Origin of the sequence: Sinomicrobium pectinilyticum (assembly GCF_003725735.1) — a bacterium.
Lineage (GTDB): Bacteria > Bacteroidota > Bacteroidia > Flavobacteriales > Flavobacteriaceae > Sinomicrobium > Sinomicrobium pectinilyticum.
Genome location: NZ_RJTM01000107.1, coordinates 86,477 through 108,372 on the forward strand (window position 1 = coordinate 86,477; position 21,896 = coordinate 108,372).

Annotated in this window: 24 protein-coding genes; 8 read left to right on the forward strand and 16 right to left on the reverse strand. The window is 43.1% G+C overall.

The window, feature by feature from the left end; genetic code table 11:
* The first annotated feature begins 154 nt into the window (after positions 1-154).
* Entirely contained in the window at positions 155-619 is a 465-nt protein-coding gene (locus ED312_RS15755; RefSeq protein ID WP_148044315.1) for a hypothetical protein, read from the forward strand.
* A 635-nt stretch (positions 620-1,254) separates the two neighbouring features.
* Here ED312_RS15755 and ED312_RS15760 read toward each other — a convergent pair.
* The 12 genes from ED312_RS15760 to ED312_RS15815 form a co-directional block, all read right to left on the reverse strand.
* Positions 1,255-1,977: a GNAT family N-acetyltransferase gene (locus ED312_RS15760; RefSeq protein WP_123216980.1), complete on the reverse strand. Its 723-nt coding sequence runs from the start codon at positions 1,975-1,977 to the stop codon at positions 1,255-1,257.
* A gap of 2 nt (positions 1,978-1,979) precedes the next feature.
* Entirely contained in the window at positions 1,980-2,429 is a 450-nt protein-coding gene (locus tag ED312_RS15765) for a DMT family transporter (RefSeq protein WP_123216981.1), read from the reverse strand.
* 11 nt (positions 2,430-2,440) lie between these two features.
* The gene (locus ED312_RS15770; RefSeq protein ID WP_123216982.1) at positions 2,441-3,070 is read right to left on the reverse strand and encodes an NAD(P)H-dependent oxidoreductase; all 630 of its coding nucleotides are present in this window, start codon (positions 3,068-3,070) and stop codon (positions 2,441-2,443) included.
* 122 nt (positions 3,071-3,192) lie between these two features.
* Positions 3,193-3,786 carry a Crp/Fnr family transcriptional regulator gene (locus ED312_RS15775; protein ID WP_123216983.1) on the reverse strand — a complete coding sequence of 198 codons (594 nt, stop codon included), beginning with the start codon at positions 3,784-3,786 and terminating at the stop codon, positions 3,193-3,195.
* A gap of 9 nt (positions 3,787-3,795) precedes the next feature.
* Positions 3,796-4,494 (reverse strand): DUF3307 domain-containing protein, encoded by a 699-nt coding sequence (locus ED312_RS15780; protein ID WP_123216984.1) that lies wholly within the window; start codon positions 4,492-4,494, stop codon positions 3,796-3,798.
* An 82-nt stretch (positions 4,495-4,576) separates the two neighbouring features.
* Positions 4,577-5,203, reverse strand: a complete 627-nt coding sequence (locus ED312_RS15785; protein ID WP_123216985.1) for a transcriptional regulator — start codon at positions 5,201-5,203, stop codon at positions 4,577-4,579.
* A gap of 134 nt (positions 5,204-5,337) precedes the next feature.
* On the reverse strand, positions 5,338-5,886 hold the full coding sequence (locus ED312_RS15790) for an acyl-CoA thioesterase (protein ID WP_123216986.1): 549 nt from the start codon (positions 5,884-5,886) through the stop codon (positions 5,338-5,340).
* Positions 5,887-5,888: 2 nt separating this feature from the next.
* A complete protein-coding gene (locus ED312_RS15795) occupies positions 5,889-6,257 on the reverse strand; it encodes a 6-phosphogluconate dehydrogenase (RefSeq protein WP_123217007.1) in 369 nt (122 codons plus the stop codon).
* A gap of 28 nt (positions 6,258-6,285) precedes the next feature.
* Positions 6,286-7,614: a DNA recombination protein RmuC gene (rmuC, locus tag ED312_RS15800; protein WP_123216987.1), complete on the reverse strand. Its 1,329-nt coding sequence runs from the start codon at positions 7,612-7,614 to the stop codon at positions 6,286-6,288.
* A gap of 102 nt (positions 7,615-7,716) precedes the next feature.
* Positions 7,717-8,520: an ABC transporter ATP-binding protein gene (locus ED312_RS15805; RefSeq protein ID WP_123216988.1), complete on the reverse strand. Its 804-nt coding sequence runs from the start codon at positions 8,518-8,520 to the stop codon at positions 7,717-7,719.
* A gap of 23 nt (positions 8,521-8,543) precedes the next feature.
* Positions 8,544-9,566, reverse strand: a complete 1,023-nt coding sequence (locus tag ED312_RS15810) for a FecCD family ABC transporter permease (RefSeq protein ID WP_123216989.1) — start codon at positions 9,564-9,566, stop codon at positions 8,544-8,546.
* A 14-nt stretch (positions 9,567-9,580) separates the two neighbouring features.
* The gene (locus ED312_RS15815; protein WP_123216990.1) at positions 9,581-10,717 is read right to left on the reverse strand and encodes an ABC transporter substrate-binding protein; all 1,137 of its coding nucleotides are present in this window, start codon (positions 10,715-10,717) and stop codon (positions 9,581-9,583) included.
* 303 nt (positions 10,718-11,020) lie between these two features.
* On the opposite strand from ED312_RS15815, the gene ED312_RS15820 reads away from it, so the two are divergent.
* Positions 11,021-12,958 (forward strand): M1 family metallopeptidase, encoded by a 1,938-nt coding sequence (locus tag ED312_RS15820; protein WP_123217008.1) that lies wholly within the window; start codon positions 11,021-11,023, stop codon positions 12,956-12,958.
* 60 nt (positions 12,959-13,018) lie between these two features.
* On the opposite strand, the gene ED312_RS15825 is transcribed toward ED312_RS15820, so the two are convergent.
* Genes ED312_RS15825 through ED312_RS15835 form a run of 3 tightly spaced genes read right to left on the reverse strand, consistent with a single transcriptional unit; the run spans position 13,019 to position 15,059 of the window.
* Positions 13,019-13,594: an RsmD family RNA methyltransferase gene (locus tag ED312_RS15825; RefSeq protein ID WP_123216991.1), complete on the reverse strand. Its 576-nt coding sequence runs from the start codon at positions 13,592-13,594 to the stop codon at positions 13,019-13,021.
* Between the two features lie 3 nt (positions 13,595-13,597).
* The gene (locus ED312_RS15830) at positions 13,598-14,431 is read right to left on the reverse strand and encodes a DUF3822 family protein (RefSeq protein WP_123216992.1); all 834 of its coding nucleotides are present in this window, start codon (positions 14,429-14,431) and stop codon (positions 13,598-13,600) included.
* Positions 14,409-15,059 (reverse strand): hypothetical protein, encoded by a 651-nt coding sequence (locus tag ED312_RS15835; protein WP_123216993.1) that lies wholly within the window; start codon positions 15,057-15,059, stop codon positions 14,409-14,411. The genes ED312_RS15830 and ED312_RS15835 overlap by 23 nt, the downstream gene beginning before the upstream one ends.
* A gap of 383 nt (positions 15,060-15,442) precedes the next feature.
* On the opposite strand from ED312_RS15835, the gene ED312_RS15840 reads away from it, so the two are divergent.
* The 6 genes from ED312_RS15840 (at position 15,443) to ED312_RS15865 (ending at position 20,652) form a co-directional block, all read left to right on the forward strand.
* A complete protein-coding gene (locus ED312_RS15840; protein WP_123216994.1) occupies positions 15,443-16,870 on the forward strand; it encodes an ATP-dependent DNA helicase in 1,428 nt (475 codons plus the stop codon).
* Positions 16,871-16,907: 37 nt separating this feature from the next.
* Positions 16,908-17,471: a DUF4126 domain-containing protein gene (locus ED312_RS15845; RefSeq protein ID WP_123216995.1), complete on the forward strand. Its 564-nt coding sequence runs from the start codon at positions 16,908-16,910 to the stop codon at positions 17,469-17,471.
* Positions 17,472-17,725: 254 nt separating this feature from the next.
* Positions 17,726-18,454, forward strand: a complete 729-nt coding sequence (gene kdsB / locus ED312_RS15850) for a 3-deoxy-manno-octulosonate cytidylyltransferase (protein WP_123216996.1) — start codon at positions 17,726-17,728, stop codon at positions 18,452-18,454.
* Positions 18,445-19,143: an HAD family hydrolase gene (locus ED312_RS15855; RefSeq protein ID WP_123216997.1), complete on the forward strand. Its 699-nt coding sequence runs from the start codon at positions 18,445-18,447 to the stop codon at positions 19,141-19,143. The genes kdsB and ED312_RS15855 overlap by 10 nt, the downstream gene beginning before the upstream one ends.
* A gap of 17 nt (positions 19,144-19,160) precedes the next feature.
* On the forward strand, positions 19,161-19,526 hold the full coding sequence (locus ED312_RS15860; protein ID WP_123216998.1) for a hypothetical protein: 366 nt from the start codon (positions 19,161-19,163) through the stop codon (positions 19,524-19,526).
* 46 nt (positions 19,527-19,572) lie between these two features.
* On the forward strand, positions 19,573-20,652 hold the full coding sequence (locus ED312_RS15865) for an iron-containing alcohol dehydrogenase family protein (RefSeq protein WP_123216999.1): 1,080 nt from the start codon (positions 19,573-19,575) through the stop codon (positions 20,650-20,652).
* A gap of 95 nt (positions 20,653-20,747) precedes the next feature.
* Here ED312_RS15865 and ED312_RS15870 read toward each other — a convergent pair whose 3' ends face one another.
* Positions 20,748-21,791, reverse strand: a complete 1,044-nt coding sequence (locus ED312_RS15870; RefSeq protein ID WP_170164538.1) for an alpha/beta fold hydrolase — start codon at positions 21,789-21,791, stop codon at positions 20,748-20,750.
* Between the last annotated feature and the right edge of the window lie 105 nt (positions 21,792-21,896).

Sequence of the window (21,896 nt, forward strand, 5' to 3'; positions counted from 1 at the left end):
TTTTGCGTCAAAAAAGACAAGTTGAAAAAACTAAAGGTGTCTATATGTGTTGCATGAGGCTAAATAATTTTTTTGTATTTTTTTACTATTAATCAGTCTTTCATGTTCAGCACAACATAGTGACAGACAAGAAATTGTTTATGATGTAATATTGTTGGAAGACTCTATTGAGAATCCTTATGTATATCTGAATGAATTAAAAGTAAATATACCAGAAACAAAAAATTCCGGAAAATTGATGGTGAATATACAAGGACTTTCGGAGAATAAAGAACTTAGATCTGCGAATCCGAAAAAGCGTTTAGCCCTAAAAAAAGAGTTATTGAAAAATTGTCTTCAACAGAAGGAGGCTATTTGTTTGTATATTCCGGAGAAGTATGAAATGTTATATAATGCACGGCGTATACTATCTTTAAAATATTGTTATAATTCTTTTGGGAATAGGGACGAATACTATAAATATGCCTGCTTCGATTTGAAAACCGGGGAGCGTATTACTTATGAGGAAATGTTTTTGAATCCAGAGGAGATACTTCAGACATACAATGAAAAATATGTACGGGAAATTACAGACTATTTGAGGGCTTTGAAAACAGAAGAAGATGAAGAAGCTAAATAAGAATTTGAAATTTTTCAGGAATATTTAAAAACAAGGAAGCCATTTGGCTTAAAGGATTTAAATAATTGGGAGCCGGTTTTCAATGATCCGGAAAGCTGGTGAAAATAAAACTTTATTATAACGGTGAGGGAGGTCTCTACAGGAAATATTTTCCTCCCGGCTATATTGAGTTGTTGACAGAAGTATTGAGGTCTGAGTTAAAAGTAGAGTTTAAAGAAATATTTAAAGTATAGAGTTTTCCTACTCCTCCGATCTCTTTTTTACTTTTTCTGAGCTTAAAACCTATCTTAAAGAGGATTTTAAATCCAAATTAGAGTAAAGGATATCTAAACTATTTATAGGCTGCCTTAAAATATATAATCGGATGAAGGTAAATTACCCGCCCTCTTGGATATTTCTACCCGTCCTTTGATTTGGCTTTATGTCGCCTGCATGAAGATATTACATGTTATCTGTATGAAGGGGTTTCATGTAAGTGAGAAATCCGGCTCAAAATACAATCCCGGAAATTGCAGCGTATAGGGAATACGACTGGCGGTTTTACGAGATTTATATTTTTCTTCCCAAATATAATACCGGAATCAAAGGGACAAATACCGGCTTATCTTATTGCTGTATCTGTCCCCGAATCCCCGCTAAGGCATCTGGTAATTTTTCATGCTAAACTGCTCGGTAAATCCCATTTTAAGATAAAGGCCTTTTCCCATTGCGGAAGCCTGGAGGGTAGCAGATTCGGCCCCATGGTCCAGGGCCCGGTTAAGTGCAAAGCTCATGATCTCTTGGGCAAAACCGTTTCTTCGCATTTCCGGAAGGATACCTACACCGTGTATGCCGGCAACCTTTCCCGTATAATGTATAATAGCCGTGCCTATTGGCCTGTTCTGGTAATAGGCGAGATAAAAATGGACTTTACCGGGCGTTGCTTCCCATATATCTTCTCCTATGCGATATCCGAAAGCGTTCGGGTATAATGCGGCCCAGGTTCTGGCTTCGTAATTGTCGGAAACCGGGCGGATGTCCAGACGGTTTTGTTGGGGGAGGTGTTGGGTAAGAGGCATGGACATCCCTACCTGCTCAAAGGTTTTTGTAAAACCATGAGATTCCAGGAGCAGGGGAGTTTCACTTTGATAAATATCCCAGTACGGTAACGTCAATTTTACAGAAGCAGATCGTATGATCCGGATTATGTCCTTAATGCTGCTTTCCGGAATGTCCCTGTTGGGCCATATGCGATTGGGCCAGTCGGAACCGGGAACAATGGCATAGTCAAAGTCTTGTTCATGATTATACATCCCGAAGGGAGTACTTACCGTTTTCCATAAAGAGGTCAGATTGTGTATGTTTTCCTGTGTTTTCATTTTTATTTCATGTTAATTAGTAAAATTCCTGCCATCATGGACAGGACTCCCAGAATTCTTTTTACCGTTATAGGTTCCGCAGGTAAATGTAACCATCCGAAATGGCCGGCTATAACGGCAAATATAAGCTGCCCGCACAGCCCGAGTGAGATCATCGTAGATACCCCGAGTTTGGGAATAGTATAGTAATACAAGCTGATTCCGACAACGGAAAACAGGCCTCCCGTAAACCAGAGGTAAAAGGGAATATGCCTGATCATTTCCCTGTCCGGAAGTTTTTTCAGGCTGATTGCGGCTATGATCAATGCAAATACGGTACTGAAAAAAAACGCAAGGACAGATGCTAGCAGGGGACTTTTTAACAAAACCCCGAGACGGGCATTATAGCCTCCCTGGATAGCCAGAAAAATGCCCCCGATAAACGCCAGTGCGGATAAATTTAACTGATTCATTTAGCCGTGTATTAAAGTTCTACGAATAAGTCTTTCGGATGTTTCCGCACTTTTTTCTGGTACTGGGAACTATCTTCGGGTGACCTGTAACCGATAGTTACGGCAACGGAAGCACTAAGTCCCATGGCGGAAAGGCCGAGAATCTGGTCGTACGCCTCCGGATCGAAACCTTCCATGGGGCATGCATCAATCCTGAGTTCGGCACAGGCAGTGAGCAGATGGCCCAATACCAGATAGGTTTGCCTGGCGTTCCACTCTTTCTGTTCATGTAGGGGCTTTTCCAGCAATTTCTGTGTTACAAAGTCCCCGTACCCTTTCAGATCTTCCACTGCGACATCCTGTATTTCAGCCCGAAGCCTTATATATTCGTCTACGTGACCGGCATTTGCTTCCGTATAATAACATAAAACTATAAGATGAGAAGCATCGGTTACCTGGCTCTGGTTCCAGGAGGCCGGCAGGAGCTTTTTCCGGATTCCCGGTTCCGATATAATAAATGCCTTGTAAAGTTGCAAACCATAAGAAGTTGCGGATAACCGGATAGCTTCTCTCAATTTATCCAGATCCCCTGGAGAAATCTTCCTCGAAGGATCAAATTTTTTGGTAGCATAGCGCCACGTCAGATTTTCTGTTAATTGCATACCTTTTTTCTTTGTTCGTTAAGCCTGGATTACTTGTGTTACCGGTAAATACTCATTGATGCATCGGGACAAAAGTAATTCCGGGAAATAAAGTATGCCTTTACATAGGTTGATTTCGGAATTTATTTTAATTTTTTTCGTATCCTGCTCAATTGCGTAGGAGTAATGCCCAGGTGGGATGCAATATGTAATTTAGGGATGCGGCGGTCTATATCCGGATGTTTTTCCAGTAGTTTCACATAACGGTCGGTGGCATTTTCCATGACAAAGGATATTTCCCTTTGTTCCTTTTCTATGATCCAGTTTTTTTCGATATAAGCGATATAGAAATTTCGGATATCCTCTTTTTCCCGGATAAGTTTGCGGTAACCTTCATATTCGATGTCTAATAGTACGGAGTCTTCCAGGGCTTCAATGGTGAAGTAGGAGGGAGAATTTTGAAGCAACGAAGCTTTGGAAGCTGCAAAATTCCCTTCCATAAAGAGGTTTTTATTATACACATTGCCATCCGGGTCCGTAAAATATATTCGCATGGCGCCCTGGCAAATAAAATGAAGGTACCTTGCTATCTGTCCCTGGCGCAGTATTACTTCTCCTTTCTCTGTATTCCGGCACCGGGTTATGGAATGTAACAAGGACCAGGAATCATCGCTTATGGAAGTGTAACGTTCCATTACGGTTCTCAATTGTTGCATATATTTATCCTGGTCTGTCATAAGGAGTGATCAGTATAACGAAGAACACAATATAGCCACCACAATGGCTGTCCCGAAACTGAGCAGGGTGCCGATGAGGATATACTCGGTGAGCTTTCGATCTTTGGCCTGGGTGAGGTCGCTGAAACGGAATATGGATTTGGCTGCGATAAGAAATCCTACGCCTTCCCAATGCCCGCTTACAATAAAAATAAACACGAGCAATCGTTCCAGTATGCCAATATATTTCCCCGCATTTTCCAGGGAATCGTCTTTCCCCATATCTGTTTTCGGGGTATAGACGGATATGGTGATTTTAATGAGGATTGATGTAGGGAATGTGAGGAACAGTCCGCCTGTGAGTAACAGCAACTGGCTTTGGGACAGGGAAAATGAAGGGGCTGTTCCCTGCATTAAACACCACACGATAAAGATGACCAGAAGATGTAATAACTGGTCTATGTAAAAAAGTAATCTTTTTGTTTTCGGGGTCTGTAATAACAGTTTGGCCGCATCTATAAAAAAGTGGGTAATACCTATAATAAGCGGGGCGTACCAGAATTTTGCGTCCCATAAAAAAACAAGGGTCAGCAGGGCGTGAAGGATGGCGTGTATGTATAACTTGCCCGAGGCCAGTTTTTTCTCTTCTTTTTCCCGAACCCAGCGGTCGGTTTGCAATATGAAATCACCGATGAGGTGTGCCAATAAGAGTTTCAGTAATAGTACCATAGGGCAGAAAAGTTTTCATTATTCGGTTTTCGGGCTTTGGCAGGTATACAAAATATGGTGTTGTTATCTCTGGGTGTCATTATTATCCGGGGGCATGTTCTATGTGGTCTACTTTAAGCCTGTACATGTGGTCCAGGGCCATAATTTCATCCAGATAAGCCCTTTTTTGCCGTTCGCTTACTGTGTTTTGTTTAATATTTATAAGGTCTCCCAGTTCCTGTTGTGAAAATTTCGGGTTATCAATGGTCAGTTTTACAATTTCGGCAGAGTTGGGAGTCCAGTTATCCATAGCTATGAGTCCGAGCCGGAAATACAGGTTGAGTTCTTCGTCTATAGCATGTATCCCGGTTTTTATAGCCAGGTTTTTCTTCTCTTTTTTCAGAGTTTCAAACACTTCTCCCGAAAAAATAAAGGCTTCTCCGTTGGATTCGGAGATGGTAGCCGCTTCATGAGTTTTATCTCCTATCCCTATCGCCATCCGTACGTCGAGTCCTTTGATCTCTTTCAGGCAGGCCTTGATGTATACCGAAACCTGAAAGGCGTTGTAGTAATCCTGTATTTCTACCTGAAAGCTGTCACCCCGGAATACCTCCCAGTATTTAGGGGCCACGGCTATATGAGATAGCGTTTCCTTTAATACGGAAAGCCATTGTACGGGCGAAGGTGCTTCGCGGGAGTTAATAATATCTCCGGTTATAACACTGGTCATATCACAAATATCTATTAAAAAAGCGATACTTGCAAATATCGTTTTTAAAAACGATATGTTTATTTATCGTGTATTTAAACGATAATTTGTTTTATCGTATAATAACACGATATCTGGAATATACCACCCGGGAACTAAGCGATGAGGTCTATTTTTATTTTATATTTTTTGGAGATATCTGCCGTGCTTGTAGTAAGGTGCACGGTAGAGGCGTGGGCCTGCCTTTCTTTTCGGAGTTCCATACGTTTGATGCTTTTGTGAATACGGTGTAATTCTTTTTCCGAACGTATAATGAGGCCCGGCACATTTACATTTTTGCCATTATCGTCTTTGGCGACCATGGTAAAGTACGAAGAGTTGCAGTGTTTTACGGCACCGGTCTGTATATTCTCTGCTTCGACCCGTATACCTACTATCATAGATGAGTTCCCGGCAAAATTAATGGAGGCTTTCATCGTTACCAATTCTCCGACCTCTATGGGCATCAGAAAATCTACCGTATCTACGGAAGCCGTCACACAGTAGGCTCCGGAGTGCTTGGAAGCACATGCGAAAGCAATCTGGTCCAGAAGGGAAAGAATATATCCACCGTGTATTTTACCACTGAAATTGGTATGAGAGGGCAGCATCAGTTCGGAAATAGTGACTTCCGATTCTGCCACGGTCTTAAAAGTAATAGCCATATTTAGAATTTTCTTTGGTGCGGAGAAGGTTCTTCTACTACATTGGTTACAAAATATTTCGTATCGCCGAGCCAGAAAAAGGTAGCCATGCGTTCCACATAATCTACTTTAACATAGCGTCCCTGAAGCTCCTTGAGGTCTTCGATTACCTTTTTGTCTTTGGGCAATACGGAAAAGCTGAATATTTGTGCGCCGGATATTCCCTGGCTGATTTCGCCTTCCCAGGTTTTTACCATAACGCCTTTGTGGCTTATTTTGATCAGTTCTCCCGAACGTACCCCCGTACTGTAGGGTACAAAATAGATAAAGGCATAGTAAATGAGAAATAAGGCTACAACGGATAGCAGGATAATGATAGCGGCTTTTTTCATATACAGATAAATAAAGGTTTTGTTGGTGTTATTCGTCTTCCTCATTTTCGCCGGCACGTCTTACGATGGCCTCGGGAAGGGATTTTTTGGCTTTGGCTCCCATTTTTTTGAGCTTTTCGATGCTGGTAATGATATTGCCCCGGCCTTCAAAGAGTTTGTTCATGGCCCCTTTATATTCGGTTTTGGCCTCATCCATTTTTTTACCAACCTTGGTAAGGTCCGTTATGAATCCTTCGAATTTATCATAAAGGGCACCGGCCTGTCTGGCTATATCTATGGCATTGCGCTGTTGCTTTTCATTATTCCACATGGTATCTATGGTACGCAGTGTTGCCAGCAGGGTGGAAGGGGTGACAATAACGATATTTTTATCGAACGCCTTATTATAAAGTGAATTATCCTGGTTAATGGCAATGGCAAAGGCAGGCTCTATGGGAATGAACATAAGCACGAAATCCGGGCTTTCCATTTCGTAGAGATCTTCATATTTTTTTCCGGAAAGTTGTTCTATATGCCGCTTTATGGAATTGACATGTTCTTTCATAAAGAGGTCTTTCTGCTCTTCTTCCGCATTTACGAAACGTTCGTAAGCAGTGAGGGATACTTTGGAGTCTATGACCATTTTTTTACCGTCCGGCAGATGGATGATAACGTCCGGGAGTACCCGGGAGCCGTCTTCTGTTGTAAAACTCTGCTGTATTTCGTATTCACGTCCCTTTTCCAGACCGCTTTTTTCAAGTACGCGTTCCAGTACCAGTTCTCCCCAGTTCCCCTGCATTTTACTGTCGCCTTTCAGGGCCCGGGTAAGGTTTTCCGCTTCCTGGGTTATTTTCAGGTTCTGGCTTTGCAGGTTTAACAGTTGTTCCCTCAGCGCAGAATGTATGCTAATGCTTTCTTTCTGGCTTTCTTCTACCTTTTTTTCGAAGAGGAGTATCTTTTCCTGTAAAGGGGAAAGTATGTTCTTTATATTCTCCTTATTCTGCTGGGTGAACTTATTGCTTTTTTCATCCAGTATCTTGTTTGCCAGGTTTTCGAACTCCCGGGTAAATTTTTCCTGGAGTCTTTCTACTTCCTCTTTTTGTTCCTCGTTTTTTTGCCGGAGGTTTTCCAGTTCGGCTTCCTTTCTGGCCAGTTGAAGCCCGGTAGCTTCCTTGTCGCGTTGAACATCTGCTTTTTCCCCCTGTAGTTTTTCCATATCCGCGCGTAGCCCGTTTATAACCGATTGCAATTGATTTTCTCTTTCGGTCCAGGTACTTATGCGGGTTTTGGATTTCAGCCCTTGTATGTAGATACCGATAAAGACACCTATAACAACGGATATGGCGGCTAGGATAAAGAGAAGGAGACTTTCGGTCATGTATATCGCTATTTTTTGATAGGGTATTTATTTCCCAAAGATAGAATTTTTTAATTTACACCGTTAAGCCGGTTATGGCTTATTTAAAAAACAATATGCCCGTTATTTTATACGGAAGGTCCCGGTATTGCAGTCGAATTCTATGAGGCCGGGAGGGAAGAGGTGTTGAAAACTACCTTTCTCTATGAGGTGGAACGGAGTACCGAAATCGGCCCGTTTTTCTGTCATCACCAGCATCTTATCACATAACTGTATGGAAAGATCTATTTCATGTGAAGAATAGAGGATGCTCTTCCGGGTCCGGTGTGCCAGGTCTTTAAGAAGTTTGAGGATATAGGTTTTATGATAGACATCGAGATGGGTGGTGGGTTCATCCAGAATAATTACCGCGGTGTCCTGTGCTATGGCCCTGGCGATCATGACTTTTTGCAGTTGTCCGTCACTCAGGGTGTAACATTTCCGGTGCCGGATGTTCTCCAGGTCGAGAAGGGTTATGGCTTCCTGTATTTTAAGCATATCATTTTCGGTAAGATTCCCTATCCAGTTGGTATATGGCTGTCGTCCGAGAGCAATGGTTTCCGCAACCGTAAGGTTTTTGGAAGGCGGTTGTTCTGTAAGCACCAGGCTTATTTCCCTTGCGAGTTCCGTATGGGTATATTTGTTCAGGGATTTTTGTTCCAGGGTTACTGTTCCGGAAAGGACCGGCTGTATACCGGAGAGTGTCCGCAGCAGGGTGGATTTTCCTATACCGTTAGCGCCTATAATCCCCGTAAGTTCTCCCCGGTTAAGGTTAAAGGAAATATTCCGCGCTATTTCGGAAACCTGTTTTCCCGATTTATAACCGATGGACAGTTCTTCTGCCCGGAGAACCACACTTTTTGTTTCGGATGTAGCGCTTTTTGTCATAATAACCTTCCTTGTTTCTTCCGTTAAAAGATCATTTTTCTTTTGCGTACCAGGAGCCATACAACTACCGGTGCCCCTACTATAGAGGTGATCGCGTTGATCGGTAGGGTATGTTCGTTGGCGGGCCATTGTGCTATGGCATCACAAACCAGCATTAAAACCGCCCCGTAAAGAATAACGGCCGGCAAAAGTATACGGTGATTGGTGGTATTGAAAACCTGCCGCGTAAGGTGTGGTACGGCAAGGCCTATAAATGCTATGGGCCCCGCAAAGGCGGTAATACCTCCGGCGAGTATACTGGTAGCCGCTATAATCAGGAGCCTGCTTTGCCGGATGTCGGTCCCCATACTTCTGGCATAATTCTCCCCGAGTAAAAGAGAATTCAGGCTTTTAAGGGACAGGATGCTCATCACAATGCCGCATAATACCAGGACGGACAGTAATAAAAGCTCGGTCCACCCGGTATTTCCGAGGCTCCCGAAAGACCAGAATATGTATTGCTGCAGTTTTTCCGCACTGCTGAAATAAGACAGTACGCTTACCACTGCAGAGGTTATGCTGCCAAACATAAGGCCTATAATGAGTATGGCCATAGTGTCCCTTACTTTTAAAGATACAGAGATTACGGCAAGAAGGACGAGAAAACTTCCTGCGGTAGCAGCTATGGCAAAAGATACGCTGCTCAGAAAAAAGGAGATCCCCAAGGTAGAAGCACCCATGATAAGAAGTGCCACGCCCAGGCTGGCACCGGAACTGATACCCAGCACAAAGGGGCCTGCAAGGGGATTGCGGAACAGCGTTTGCATAAGAAGCCCGCTTACCGCAAGGCCCGATCCTGTAAGGACGGCCATGATGGCTTTTGGTACCCTGTAATTCAGAATAATATAATCCCATGCCTGTTTATCTGTTTCTCCGTTAAAAAGTACAGACACGATCTGTCCGAAAGGAATACGTACCGATCCCAGGCTGATATTTACAAGGAAGCACAGGATAAGGAGAAAACTGAACAGTATAAATGGGATTTTATATGATTTTACCGGGGTCAAAATGTCTAGCTGTTTTATTCGTCCAGAGGTTTAAAAAAGAAAGGTTCGTATTCCGGAAGCTTTTCCGGGTGAAAGATGTGAATGAGGTCTTTCAGGACAATATCCGGACGGTTAGGGCCCAACTCAAAGTACAGCATACCCCCTCCGGCCCCTGTGGTCTTGCTGTAGGTGTATATTGTTTTTTCCCGGAAAGGCCTGAATTCCTGGTAATGCGGATTGGCTGCCCTGAGTTCTTCATATCCTCTGAACATGGTAGGGGATATCCAGAAATCGGCTTCGGCAGCTTGGTCCAGTACACTTTCAAAATTCAGGAACAGGCTTCCCGTATCTTCGGTGTCTTCCCAGAGATAATCTCCTCCGGCATCCTTTATGAATTGTGCGGCCCAGCTTTTTCCCCCGGGAAGTATCCACACGTCCTTATGCATGGCACCGCTTAGTACGGTGGGTTTTTCCTCAACGTTTCCGACCAGTTTTTTGGCCTGGAGATATTCGTTTTCAATATGGGTGAAAATACTGTCTGCGCGGGATTCTTTACCGAAGAAAGGAGCGAAGAATTTGATCCATTCGGCTTTCCCCAGTGGGGATTCTTCCACCCAATCACCGTTAAAAACTACCGGGATGCCCGATTTTTTTATAGTTTCGTAAGCCTTATTACTGCCGTTGAGGGCAAATCCCACAACCACATCGGGTTGCAGGTCTATGAGCACTTCCGTATTGATACTTTCGTTATTCCCTAACTCTTTTATACGGCCTTTATCCACGTTGTTCCTGGTCTTTTTTGAAGATATGTACCGGGTAGCGGGAAATCCCCTAAGCAGGTCTTCTGTTCCAAGTGCTTCCAGGGCAGGAATATGCGTCGTGGAAGTTACGACGATACGTTGCACGGGTACTTCCACCTGCACATCATAATTTACCCCATCGGGAACAGGGTTGCCTTTCTCCGTAAGGATATAGGTGAAACTTTCGTCTGAATCCGGCCAGGGAGCGGTTACCTTTATCCGGGTATAAGTATCAAAACGGGTAATCTTAAACCCTATGGCATAAGTTATCCGGATCTCCGTACCCTCTTTGTCGGAAACCTGCCGTTTTTCCCTTTTGCAGGAAAACAGGCACAGGGATAACAGCACAGTAATGGTAAAGGTTCGAATCATACTTCAAAAGTAAGATAAATTATGTAATGCGTGCAATTAGGACAGGAAGAGGAAATAATCAGGAAGCGGGAGATCCGGAAAGACAAAAACGGGAATAAAGAGTTGTGTGTCTGTAACTAACAACAGCAGGAATTAACACATCGGTTTTATGATAAGAATAGGGGGCGGAAAAAGGCTTTCGGAAAATTATCACGGCTAAGTTAACCCTTTGTTAAATCTTTTATGGACACTCCGAATGTTTGTGTATTTTAGCACGAAAGTTTCTAATTGACTAAAATAATCACTTAAACCACAAACGAAATGATGAAACATTTAATGGAAAAAGTCCTGGTGGTTATTGCTTTCTTCTCTATCAGTGCATATGCACAGGAAGCTGATGACAATAACCAGGGGCTGTTTGACGAATTTATGTATAACCGGGGGAATGCTTACCGCTCCGCTTCTGGTGTCCCCGGGCCGGAATATTGGCAAAATGGTGCCGATTATAAAATTGAGGCGGAACTCGATGATGAGACCAATTACCTGAAAGGAAAGATCACCATCACCTATCACAATAACAGTCCTCAACCTTTGGACTTCATCTGGCTTCAGATGGACCAGAACCGTTTTACGGAGGATTCCAGGGGAACTTTAACCACTCCTATCGAAGGGAACAGGTATTCCGGCGATGTGGATGGCGGATATAAAGTATCTGATGTAACTGCCAAAGCAGGAAGAAGGGGGAAAGCATCTTCCGAATACATTATTACGGATACCCGTATGCAGGTATTCTTTAACGAACCGGTTCCTGCAAAAGGGGGGGAAGCTACCGTATCTATGAATTTTGAGTTCAAGATACCGGAAAAAGGTATGGACAGAATGGGGCGTCTTAATATGAAGAATGGTGTTGTATATTCTATGGCACAATGGTACCCCAGAGTAGCTGTATTTGACGATATCAAGGGGTGGAATGTAGAACCTTATCTCGGTGCCGGGGAATTTTACCTGGAATACGGCGATTTCGATTACGCGATCACTGTGCCTTACGATCATATTGTAGTAGGATCGGGAGCATTGGTAAACGCCGGAGATGTGCTGACCAAAGAACAGCAGAACCGGATGAAAAAAGCTTCCGAAAGCGATGAGACCGTTTATATCATTACCCCGGATGAAGTAGGAAATACTTCGGTTACCCGGCCTAAACAGGAAGGAAAAATCACCTGGCATTTTAAAATGAAAAATGCGAGAGATATCGCTTTTGCCAGTTCGAAGGCATTTATATGGGATGCAGCCCGTATTAATTTACCGAGCGGAAAGAAAGCTATGGCACAATCCGTGTATACTGAAGAAAGTGATGGCGAAATGGCCTGGTCACGTTCTACGGAATACACTAAAGCTTCCATTGAACACTATTCCAGAATGTGGCATGAATACCCTTATCCGGTAGCTGTAAACGTCGCTTCAAATGTCGGTGGTATGGAATATCCCGGAATTGTTTTCTGTGGCTATAAGGCAAAGACCGCCGGGTTATGGGGTGTTACCGATCATGAATTCGGTCATATCTGGTTCCCTATGATCGTCGGTAGTAATGAAAGACGCTATGCCTGGATGGATGAAGGGTTCAATACCTTCATCAACCACTACAGTACGGAAGCTTTTAACAACGGCGAATATCCCTCCAGATTAGAAGCCCGAAGACTGGTTGGCTGGCTTACCGACAAAGGTCGTGAGAGCATTTCTACCTATCCGGATGTTGTACAGAGCCACAATCTCGGTATGGTTGCTTATTATAAGCCTGCCATAGGGTTAAAGATGCTCAGGGAATATATCCTGGGACATGAGCGTTTTGACAATGCTTTCCGGGCTTATATCAAAGCCTGGGCTTATAAACACCCACAACCGTCAGACTTTTTTAATATTATGGAGAATGTTGCCGGAGAGAACCTGAACTGGTTCTGGAAGGGCTGGTTCTACGGCAATGAGAACATAGACTTGTCGCTAGACGGGGTTCGTCCTGTAGACGGAGGATATCTCATTAGTTTTGGTAACAGGGGAGGGCTCCCCATGCCGGTAGTTTTTGAAGTTACTTATGCGGACGGAAGCAAAGAAAAGAAGACGCTTCCCGTAGAAGTATGGCAGCGTGGAGCAGCATGGACACACCTGCTGAATGCAGATAAGGAAATCAAGAAAATAGAGATAGACCCGGATAAAGAGCTTCCGGATGTAAATATCTCCAATAATAACTGGCCATCCGAATTTTAAAACAACGGCTGACCGGTATATAAAAAACGCGGGATTTTACATGTCCCGCGTTTTTTTATACTATTTTTTTGTATCCCGGTCTTCCTCTTCCTTCCCATCCGGCCATTCGAAAAAGCTGAATACACAATTCCCGTATTTTTTTTCAAAGCTGAAATAGGGCAGGTGCTCCATATTGGTGAATTTGGAATGTTCTACTATGAGGAGACCATCTTTTTCGAGCAGATCGTTGGTAAATACAAGTTCCGGTATCCGGGCGAATTCTTCCGGGGCCATTTCATAAGGAGGGTCGGCAAAAACAACATCTGTTCTGGTACGGGCCTTGTCCAGGAAACGGAACACATCACTTCTAATGGCCCGGATGGGAAAATCAAGTTCCCCGGCTGTTTTCTGGATAAATTGTACGCAAGCGGGGTGTGCATCTACGGAAGTTACGGCCTGGCATCCGCGGCTGGCAAATTCGTAACTGATATTGCCCGTTCCTGCAAAAAGATCAAGAACAGTGATTTCCTGCAGGTAAAAATGGTTTTCAAGGATGTTGAAAAGTGCTTCTTTTGCAAAATCGGTTGTTGGGCGTACAGGCAGTTTTTTTGGGGCCATTAATCTCTTACCCCTGTATTTTCCTGAAATAATGCGCATTGTTTAAAAAGAATTTACGGAGATGAACTCCTTGTGCGGTTCCAATAGTTCTATTCCCCCCGCCAGTTGATAACGACAGTGGTTTTCCCCGAAATGGATATTTCTGATATAGGTATATGCCATAGTGTATAAAGCATCGCCTTCATGGATTTCGCCGAGAAAATAGAGCGGGAATTCATTCGGATCAAGCTCCAGTTGTTCGGCAGTAAACAGAATGTAATAAATAAAATCTTCCTTGTTGCCGTATGTAAATGTATTGTATAACAGCAATTTTCCGTTCTGAAGCACCACAATTTCAAAATGCTCTTTTTCCACATGAACGAACATCTTTGTGCCCTCTTCCCCGGAATTGTGCTGTAACAGGGTTTCTGCAAGGATGCTGGAAAAATGCCTGTACTCGAATTCTCCGAAGCGGTCAAAAATATAATTGTTTATGTTGACAAACGGAATGTAAACATTGATAAGTCCCAGGGAACCGATGTCATCATAGGTGATAAAATCCGTTTCGAATATCTTTACATTGAATTTCAGGTATTCGGAGAGATCTTTATCACTGAAAAGCGGTTTCGGGACAAATGCCGACAGGTTGTTATTATGCGTTACATGCACTTTTTTAAAAGGTTGGTCCAGTATCTCCAGTGTTTCGAATAACTTTTCGGTTTCCTGAAGCATTGTCTGTGGAGTTACTGCTTCCGGAAAATAATGATGTTCCAGTGAAAAGATGGTTTTGCTGAGACCGTCCAGTATACAAAAAGAAAGTCCACTCAAGCTTACCTGAATGGACAATTCGTTATAATTAGTTGTAGTATATGTACTAGTTTCTCTTTTTTGAGTCATATATCATTGGCCAGTTACCTGTTGTTTTCACTTCGTTCATAGAACCAACAATTATTTCCGGTCCGTTTACATCATCTACGGAAATAATTTGCTTTTCTTTGGCTACGAGGTCTTTAGGCTGGTCGTGGAGTATAACACTTTTATCTACTTTTGCTTCGAAAACCGAAGCCTGGAATCCACTTCTGCTGATAGTCCCTGCTTTCATGGTAAACTGCTCGTTGTTGGGAGCATAAGGAACTTTCATCAGGTTCTTGTAATTGTCGGAACCCTTGAACAGCGAATCTTTTATTGATACAAAACCTAAGGTATCGATGATTTTTCCCTCTTTTGGCATATCGATCCTGTATACGGGATCGTACTCTACCCAGCTGGTATCCCTTTGCTGTGTAATGGCGAACTCAGCAGTGTCTACAAATTTAATCAGGCTGTTAAAATCTTTGGCGAATTTACCTGTAACGGTCCTGTATGCTTCCTGGGCATCCCTGATATCTTTCAGTTTATCAATAACCTTGGCATAACGTTCTTTTTTCACTTTGTCAAATTCAATAGGGTCGTTAACGGACCTGTAAATTTTGTAGGCGAAGAAAATACTCAGGAGCCATAAAGCAATTTGTATCGCTGTTTTCATTTTAATCTTTTTGATTTTAGTTTAAAGAGGTTTTACGCAAAACTACAATTTTTTTTTATTCAGAAAAGTTTTTCCCATTAAAAATGAGTTTGACTTCCCAAACTCCGATATTATTAGAGAACCTGCAAAAATTATTCCCTTTTTTCAGGTTTTCTTAAAAAGAGGTCAATATGCGGTAAAACATTCCGGCTTTTATACCTTTTTCGGGGAGATGATTACCCTCTCATTTCTTTTTAAAGGTGCCGGGAAGAAAACCGGGCATCCTGTTCTTGGTTTGCACAACATGGGGGAGAGGATTGAAAACAGATAAGGATAACCTGTTTGTACAGTGGTCTGGTTAATCGCAAATCAATTTGTACTTTTGGCGAAAGAAGTGATTTTGTATGAATGCACCATTGTTTTACAGAACTTTAATAAAGACGTTTCCTCATACGCCTACCCTGAAGCAGGAAAAGGTACTCCAGGAGTTATCGGAGTATATTTTTTCTGTTTCGGACGATAAAATCTTTCTGTTGAAAGGGTATGCCGGAACGGGTAAGACAACCATTATAGGAACACTGGTGGAAAACATGCGGGGTAATTTTAAAAAAACCGTTCTCCTGGCACCTACCGGTCGTGCCGCGAAGGTAATCACTTCTTATGCCGGTGCCAGTGCTTTTACTATCCATAAAAAAATATATTTCCCCAAAAAGGAAAAGGGGGGCGGCGTCAAATTTGTCCTGCAGCCCAATAAGCACCGGGATACCTTATTTATTGTAGACGAAGCCTCCATGATACCTGATTTGCCGGGAGATTCCAAGTTGTTCGAAAATGGTTCTCTTCTGGACGACCTTGTGTATTATGTATATTCGGGACATAACTGTAAACTGATGCTTATAGGAGATACGGCACAGCTGCCTCCCGTTAATCTCGACATAAGTCCTGCTCTTGACGAAAATACCCTTTCCTTGCATTATAATAAAGAAGTGAACAAAGTGGAACTGGACGAAGTGGTCCGGCAACAACTGCATTCCGGAATATTGTACAATGCCACCAACATACGGGAATGTCTTGACGGAGACAGTGTTTTTGATTTCAGGTTTGAACTGGAGGGTTTTAAGGATATCGTGAGGCTAACCGACGGTTATGAGATACAGAATGCTATAGATGAAGCATACGGTAATAACGGTAAGGAAGAAATGGCCATCATCGTACGGTCCAATAAAAGGGCTAACCTGTATAACCAGCAAATCAGGAACAGAATACTTTTTCTTGATAACGAACTTGCCACGGGAGATTATCTCATGGTGGTCAAAAACAACTATTTCTGGGTAAAAGCGACAAGTGAAGCCGGGTTTATTGCCAACGGGGATATCATAGAAATACTGGAAATTTTCGGTATTAAAGAACTTTACGGGTTTAAATTTGCCGAAGTAAAGGTCCGTATGGTCGATTATCCGGACATGCCCCCACTGGAAACCGTATTACTGCTCGACACCATTCACGCGGAAACCCCGTCATTATCTTATGAAGATGCCAACAGGCTATACCAGGAAGTTATGCGCGATTATGAAGAGGAAACATCCAAATACAAGAAATTCCTTAAAGTAAAGAACAATAAATATTTCAATGCCCTTCAGGTTAAGTTTTCCTATGCCATTACATGTCACAAAAGCCAGGGAGGACAATGGGATACTGTCTTTATAGAACAGCCGTATCTCCCCGATGGTATTAATCGCGATTACCTTCGATGGCTGTATACGGCCGTGACCCGTGCAAAGAACAAACTGTACCTCATAGGTTTTAAGGACGATTTTTTTGTAGAAGGATGATTTCTTATTTTTGGAAGAAGCTAAAGGCAGATACAATATGTTTACAACCGAAACGATTATTAGTATATTCCTGGGCATAGGGCTTGCGGCTAGTGTCGGGTTCCGTGTTTTTTTGCCTTTGCTGGTATTGAGCCTGGCCTCCTATTTCGGTATGTGGGAACTCAATGAAAGCTGGCATTGGCTTGGGGGGCTTCCCGCTCTTATTATTCTGGCTGTAGCCGTTATTGCCGAAATTTTTGCATACTATATTCCCTGGGTGGATAATTTGCTGGACAGCATAGCACTCCCTTTGGCCGGGATTGCCGGTACTTTGGCGGTAGTGTCCACCATGGCCGGTCTGGACCCGGCTATGACCTGGACCATAGCGCTGATTGCCGGGGGAGGGACGGCCACAGCGATTAAAGGAGCGTCCTCGGCTACCCGCCTTACATCCTCCGTCACTACCGCCGGATTGGGTAATCCCATTATTTCTACCATAGAAACGGTTATTTCCTTGATTATGTCCGCCATATCCATATTTCTTCCCGTACTGGGTATTGTTCTGGTTATCGTTATTCTGCTTGTAGTATTTCGTTTTTACCGGAGAATACGCCCAAAGTAGTAATTTGTATTATGTGAACTCCTGTTTTTAAATCCCCGGAAATTTCTTGTTTCGAAAAACGCACAGTATAATTTTCCCGGCTGACCGGAAATAATTATTTTTGATCTTTTGATTTAAAAGCCCGGGATAGAGGTTTTATTCCTTCTTCATGAAAAGAAAAAACAGGGCAAAACGAGCAGATAATTAATAGGGTATAAAAACCCCGGATTTCCCCGCCAAAGGCATAGAACTCCGTGTTATTCGACAAATAGTGTATGAAGATCATAGCAATGATACCGGCCCGTTATGCTGCTACCCGTTTTCCGGGAAAGCTGATGCAGGATCTCAAAGGCAAACCCGTGATTCTGCGAACTTATGAGGCAACGGTGAAAACCGCGCTTTTTGATGATGTTTTTGTAGTTACGGACAGTGATATTATTTACAGGGAAATTACCGGCAACGGAGGCAAGGCTATAATGAGTGTGCGGGAGCACGAATGCGGAAGTGACAGGATAGCGGAAGCGGTCGAAAACCTCAATGTGGATATTGTGGTCAATGTACAGGGAGATGAACCCTTTACCGAGAGGGAGAGCCTTAGTAAGGTAGTGGAAGTCTTCCGGGAAGATCCGGAGAAAGAAATAGACCTGGCCTCTCTTATGACGGAGATTAAAGACTGGGATGAGATAAACAATCCCAATATCGTAAAGGTTATAGTAGATAACCGCAACTTTGCACTCTACTTCTCACGTTCCCCGATACCTTATCCCCGGGCAAAAGAAGTAGGCGCCAGGTATTTTAAGCATAAAGGGGTATATGCTTTCAGGAAAAGCGCTATAATGGACTTTTATCACCTGCCCATGCTGCCACTCGAAGCTTCTGAAAAGATAGAAGCAATACGTTACCTGGAATACGGAAAAAAGATAAAAATGGTAGAAACCGGGATGGAGGGAATAGAAATAGATACTCCTGAAGACCTGGAGCGAGCAAAAAAAGTATGGAAGTAAAATACGGGGAGATTAAAGTAATAGGATTTGATGCGGATGATACCCTTTGGGTAAACGAAACCTATTTCCGGGAAGCCGAGCAGAAGTTTGCCCGGCTGTTGTCGCATTACGAAACGGAGAATAAAATAGACCAGGAACTGTTTAAAATGGAGATAAAAAATCTCGATCTGTACGGTTATGGTATTAAAGGATTCGTGCTGTCTATGATAGAGAGTGCCATAGATCTTTCCAACGGAAAAATAACCACCGCAACCATATCGGAAATTCTGCATCTTGGTAAAGAGATGATCTCAAAACCCGTGGAATTACTCGATGGTGTGGAAGAAGTACTTCATACGCTCAGCGACAAATACCGGCTTATAGTGCTTACAAAAGGTGATCTTCTGGATCAGGAGCGAAAAATGGAACGGTCCGGACTTACGGAATATTTCCATCACATAGAAGTACTCAGTGATAAAAAGGAAGATAACTACCGGAATTTGCTGGAGCACCTGGAAATAAAACCCGAAGAATTCCTCATGGTCGGAAATTCTCTGAAATCCGATGTGTTGCCCATAGTGAATATAGGGGCACATGCGGTTCATGTACCTTTTCACACTACATGGATACATGAAATGGTAAAGGAAGATGAAAACAATGGCGGGTACAGGACTATTAACAACATCAGGGAAATACTAAATTTTTTGTAGTGGTCAGAAAACCGGGCATGGATAACAAGGACCGGGAAGAATACTTCCGGTTCTTTAAAGGCTTTAAGGAACTTTTTTTCGGTATCACCCCTAACACGGATATCAATGGTGAACTTACCTGTTGTAAGGATAAAGGAGTTGCACTTTTCACTTCTTATCTGTGTGCTTCCCCGAAAATTGTTGACCATACTGCCGGGTCCGGTTATAAGATAAAGAATGAAGAAATGCCTGTTTTCGATAAGGTAAATGGTGCTGCTAGTGTCTGTGGGAATAATAATGTTCTACAGAGCTTTGGCGATAGCCAACTTCTTCATTCCATACAGGAAATTTTAGGTTTAGGGTTCCGTCCCCGGAATATCGTGTGGAAAAAGATATTCGAATAAGGGGAATAGGAAGAAATTAAATAAACAGAACGCAAAAAGCAAAGTTATGAATTTTAGAAATTTTCCGATGGTGCCCCGGGTTATCTTTGGCCGCGGCAGCTTTGACCAGCTGGAAGAAATAATAACTTCGAAACGAGTGGATACCAGTGCCCCGTTTATCTTTTTAGTAGATGATATATTTGAAAATACCGACCTGGAAAAAAGAATTCCGCTAAATTATAATGACAAAATTATTTTTGTCAGTGCCGGAACAGAGCCCAAGACCTCTCAGGTAGATACCTTAAGAGATCAGATAACAAACGAATTTGACCGGTTACCCTCGGGCGTGATAGGCATCGGTGGAGGGACTTTGATGGATCTTGCCAAAGCGGTTGCCATTATGTTGACCAATCCCGGTTCTGCTGTGGATTATCAGGGATGGGACTTAGTAAAAGTACCGGCATTATACCATGTGGGAGTTCCTACCATTAGTGGTACGGGGGCGGAAGTTTCCAGAACTACCGTGCTGACAGGCCCGGAGAAAAAATTAGGTATTAATTCGGACTATACGCCTTTTGACCAGGTTGTGCTGGACCCGGACCTGTGTGCGGGCGTACCTTTAAATCAGTGGTTTTATACCGGGATGGACTGTTACATTCACTGTATAGAATCGTTAACCGGAACCTATCTGAATGCTTTCAGTCAGAGTTACGGTGAAAAATCCCTGGAGCTGTGTAATGAGGTTTTCCTCAATGGTGTGTTGCCCGAAGAAACATCGCGTGATAAACTGATGATGGCTTCCTGGCATGGTGGTATGAGCATTGCCTATTCGCAGGTAGGTGTGGCACATGCCATGAGTTATGGTCTGTCTTACCTGCTCGGCACCCGGCATGGTGTGGGGAATTGTATTGTTTTTAATCATCTGGAAGAATTTTACCCGGAAGGTGTAAAACAATTCAAGAAAATGGTGGACAGGCACGGCGTAGAGATTCCCCAAGGTTTATGTGCCGATCTTACGGACACCGAATTCGATACCATGATCAGGGTTTCCCTGGGAATGGCCCCGCTATGGGAAAATGCCATAGGTAAAAACTGGAAACAGGTTATTACCCCGAAGAAATTAAGGGAGATGTACGAAAAAATGTAAGTCCTGTTGGCGGCGGCAGTTAGTACATGACAAAATATACTTCAGGATTTTGTCATGTACTGCGGTCGGGAATAATAATAATGATTTTGATCTTTTCAATAATTATTTACAAACTCCACAATTTCTTTAATTAACCTGTCTCTGCCGTTTCCGGCTCGGTCAAGAAAGAGATAATGGGTCCCGGGAATAGTTACGATGCGTTTTTCTGCAATGTCCAGGTCCTTGTCTATAGCTGCGATATCTTCTGGCCGTGACCAGAAATCCAGCTCGCTGCGTATAATGAGGGAAGGTGTGGCAATATCCCGGGCGTTCCAGTATTTTTTGCCTTCAGACATATAAAAACTTTCCTCCCTGTATCCTCCGGGTACGATCATAGTATCTTGTAAGGCCGAAAGCTTAATGGCTGTTTGGGCGTATGCATCTGCTATACGAGGGTCCCGCCATTTTTCTTTATCGGTAAGCGGGATGGTGGCGGTCCATTTCCTGGTCAACGCGTCTTTTGTCGATTTCCGGAAAAACCCCTGTTTGTTGTACCTTAAAGAGTCTTCCTCCGATTGGAAATACTTCTTTAATTCCCAAGGTGCATCTACGCCATATAAGGAATTCAGGGAAATGAAGTGGGCTAGTTTTTCGGGATACTTGGTAGCGTAATAACCACCCCAGTGTCCCCCGGTTGCCCATCCGAAATATGAAACCTTTTCGGTATTTTCCTGTGTTCGGATAAAATCAATGGCCGTGTTGATGTCTTTTGCGGCTTCTTTATAGCTGCCGGTTACAAGCGTGGAATCGGAAAAATCATAATCCGGAAGTGTAGATTTCTCCCATCCTCGTATATTCAGCAGGTACACCTTGATATCTTTGCGGGCAATATCCGCAGCCAGTGATCCGCCGGGCACATCGAGATCAAACGAAGCTATGACCCCCGGGCCTCCCCCGTGTACCATAAGTAAAGGATAGCTGTCGGTAGAATTAGAGTTCGTTGCCGATACTTTCCGGAGATGCAATACTATATTATCCTCTCCTTTTATAAAATAGTCCTGCCTCTTCACATCCTCGGTTTCTTTTGCACCCGGAATACAGGAAACGGGGAGAATGCAAATACATATGAAAGACAAAAGCTTTGTAATATGGTTTTTCATGTGTGGTATGTTATGAAAATGAGGTTCTGAGAATGAAAATAAAGATAATGAAACATCCATGATTAAATTTTAAACACACAGGGGAATGATTATTTTGGACCAAAC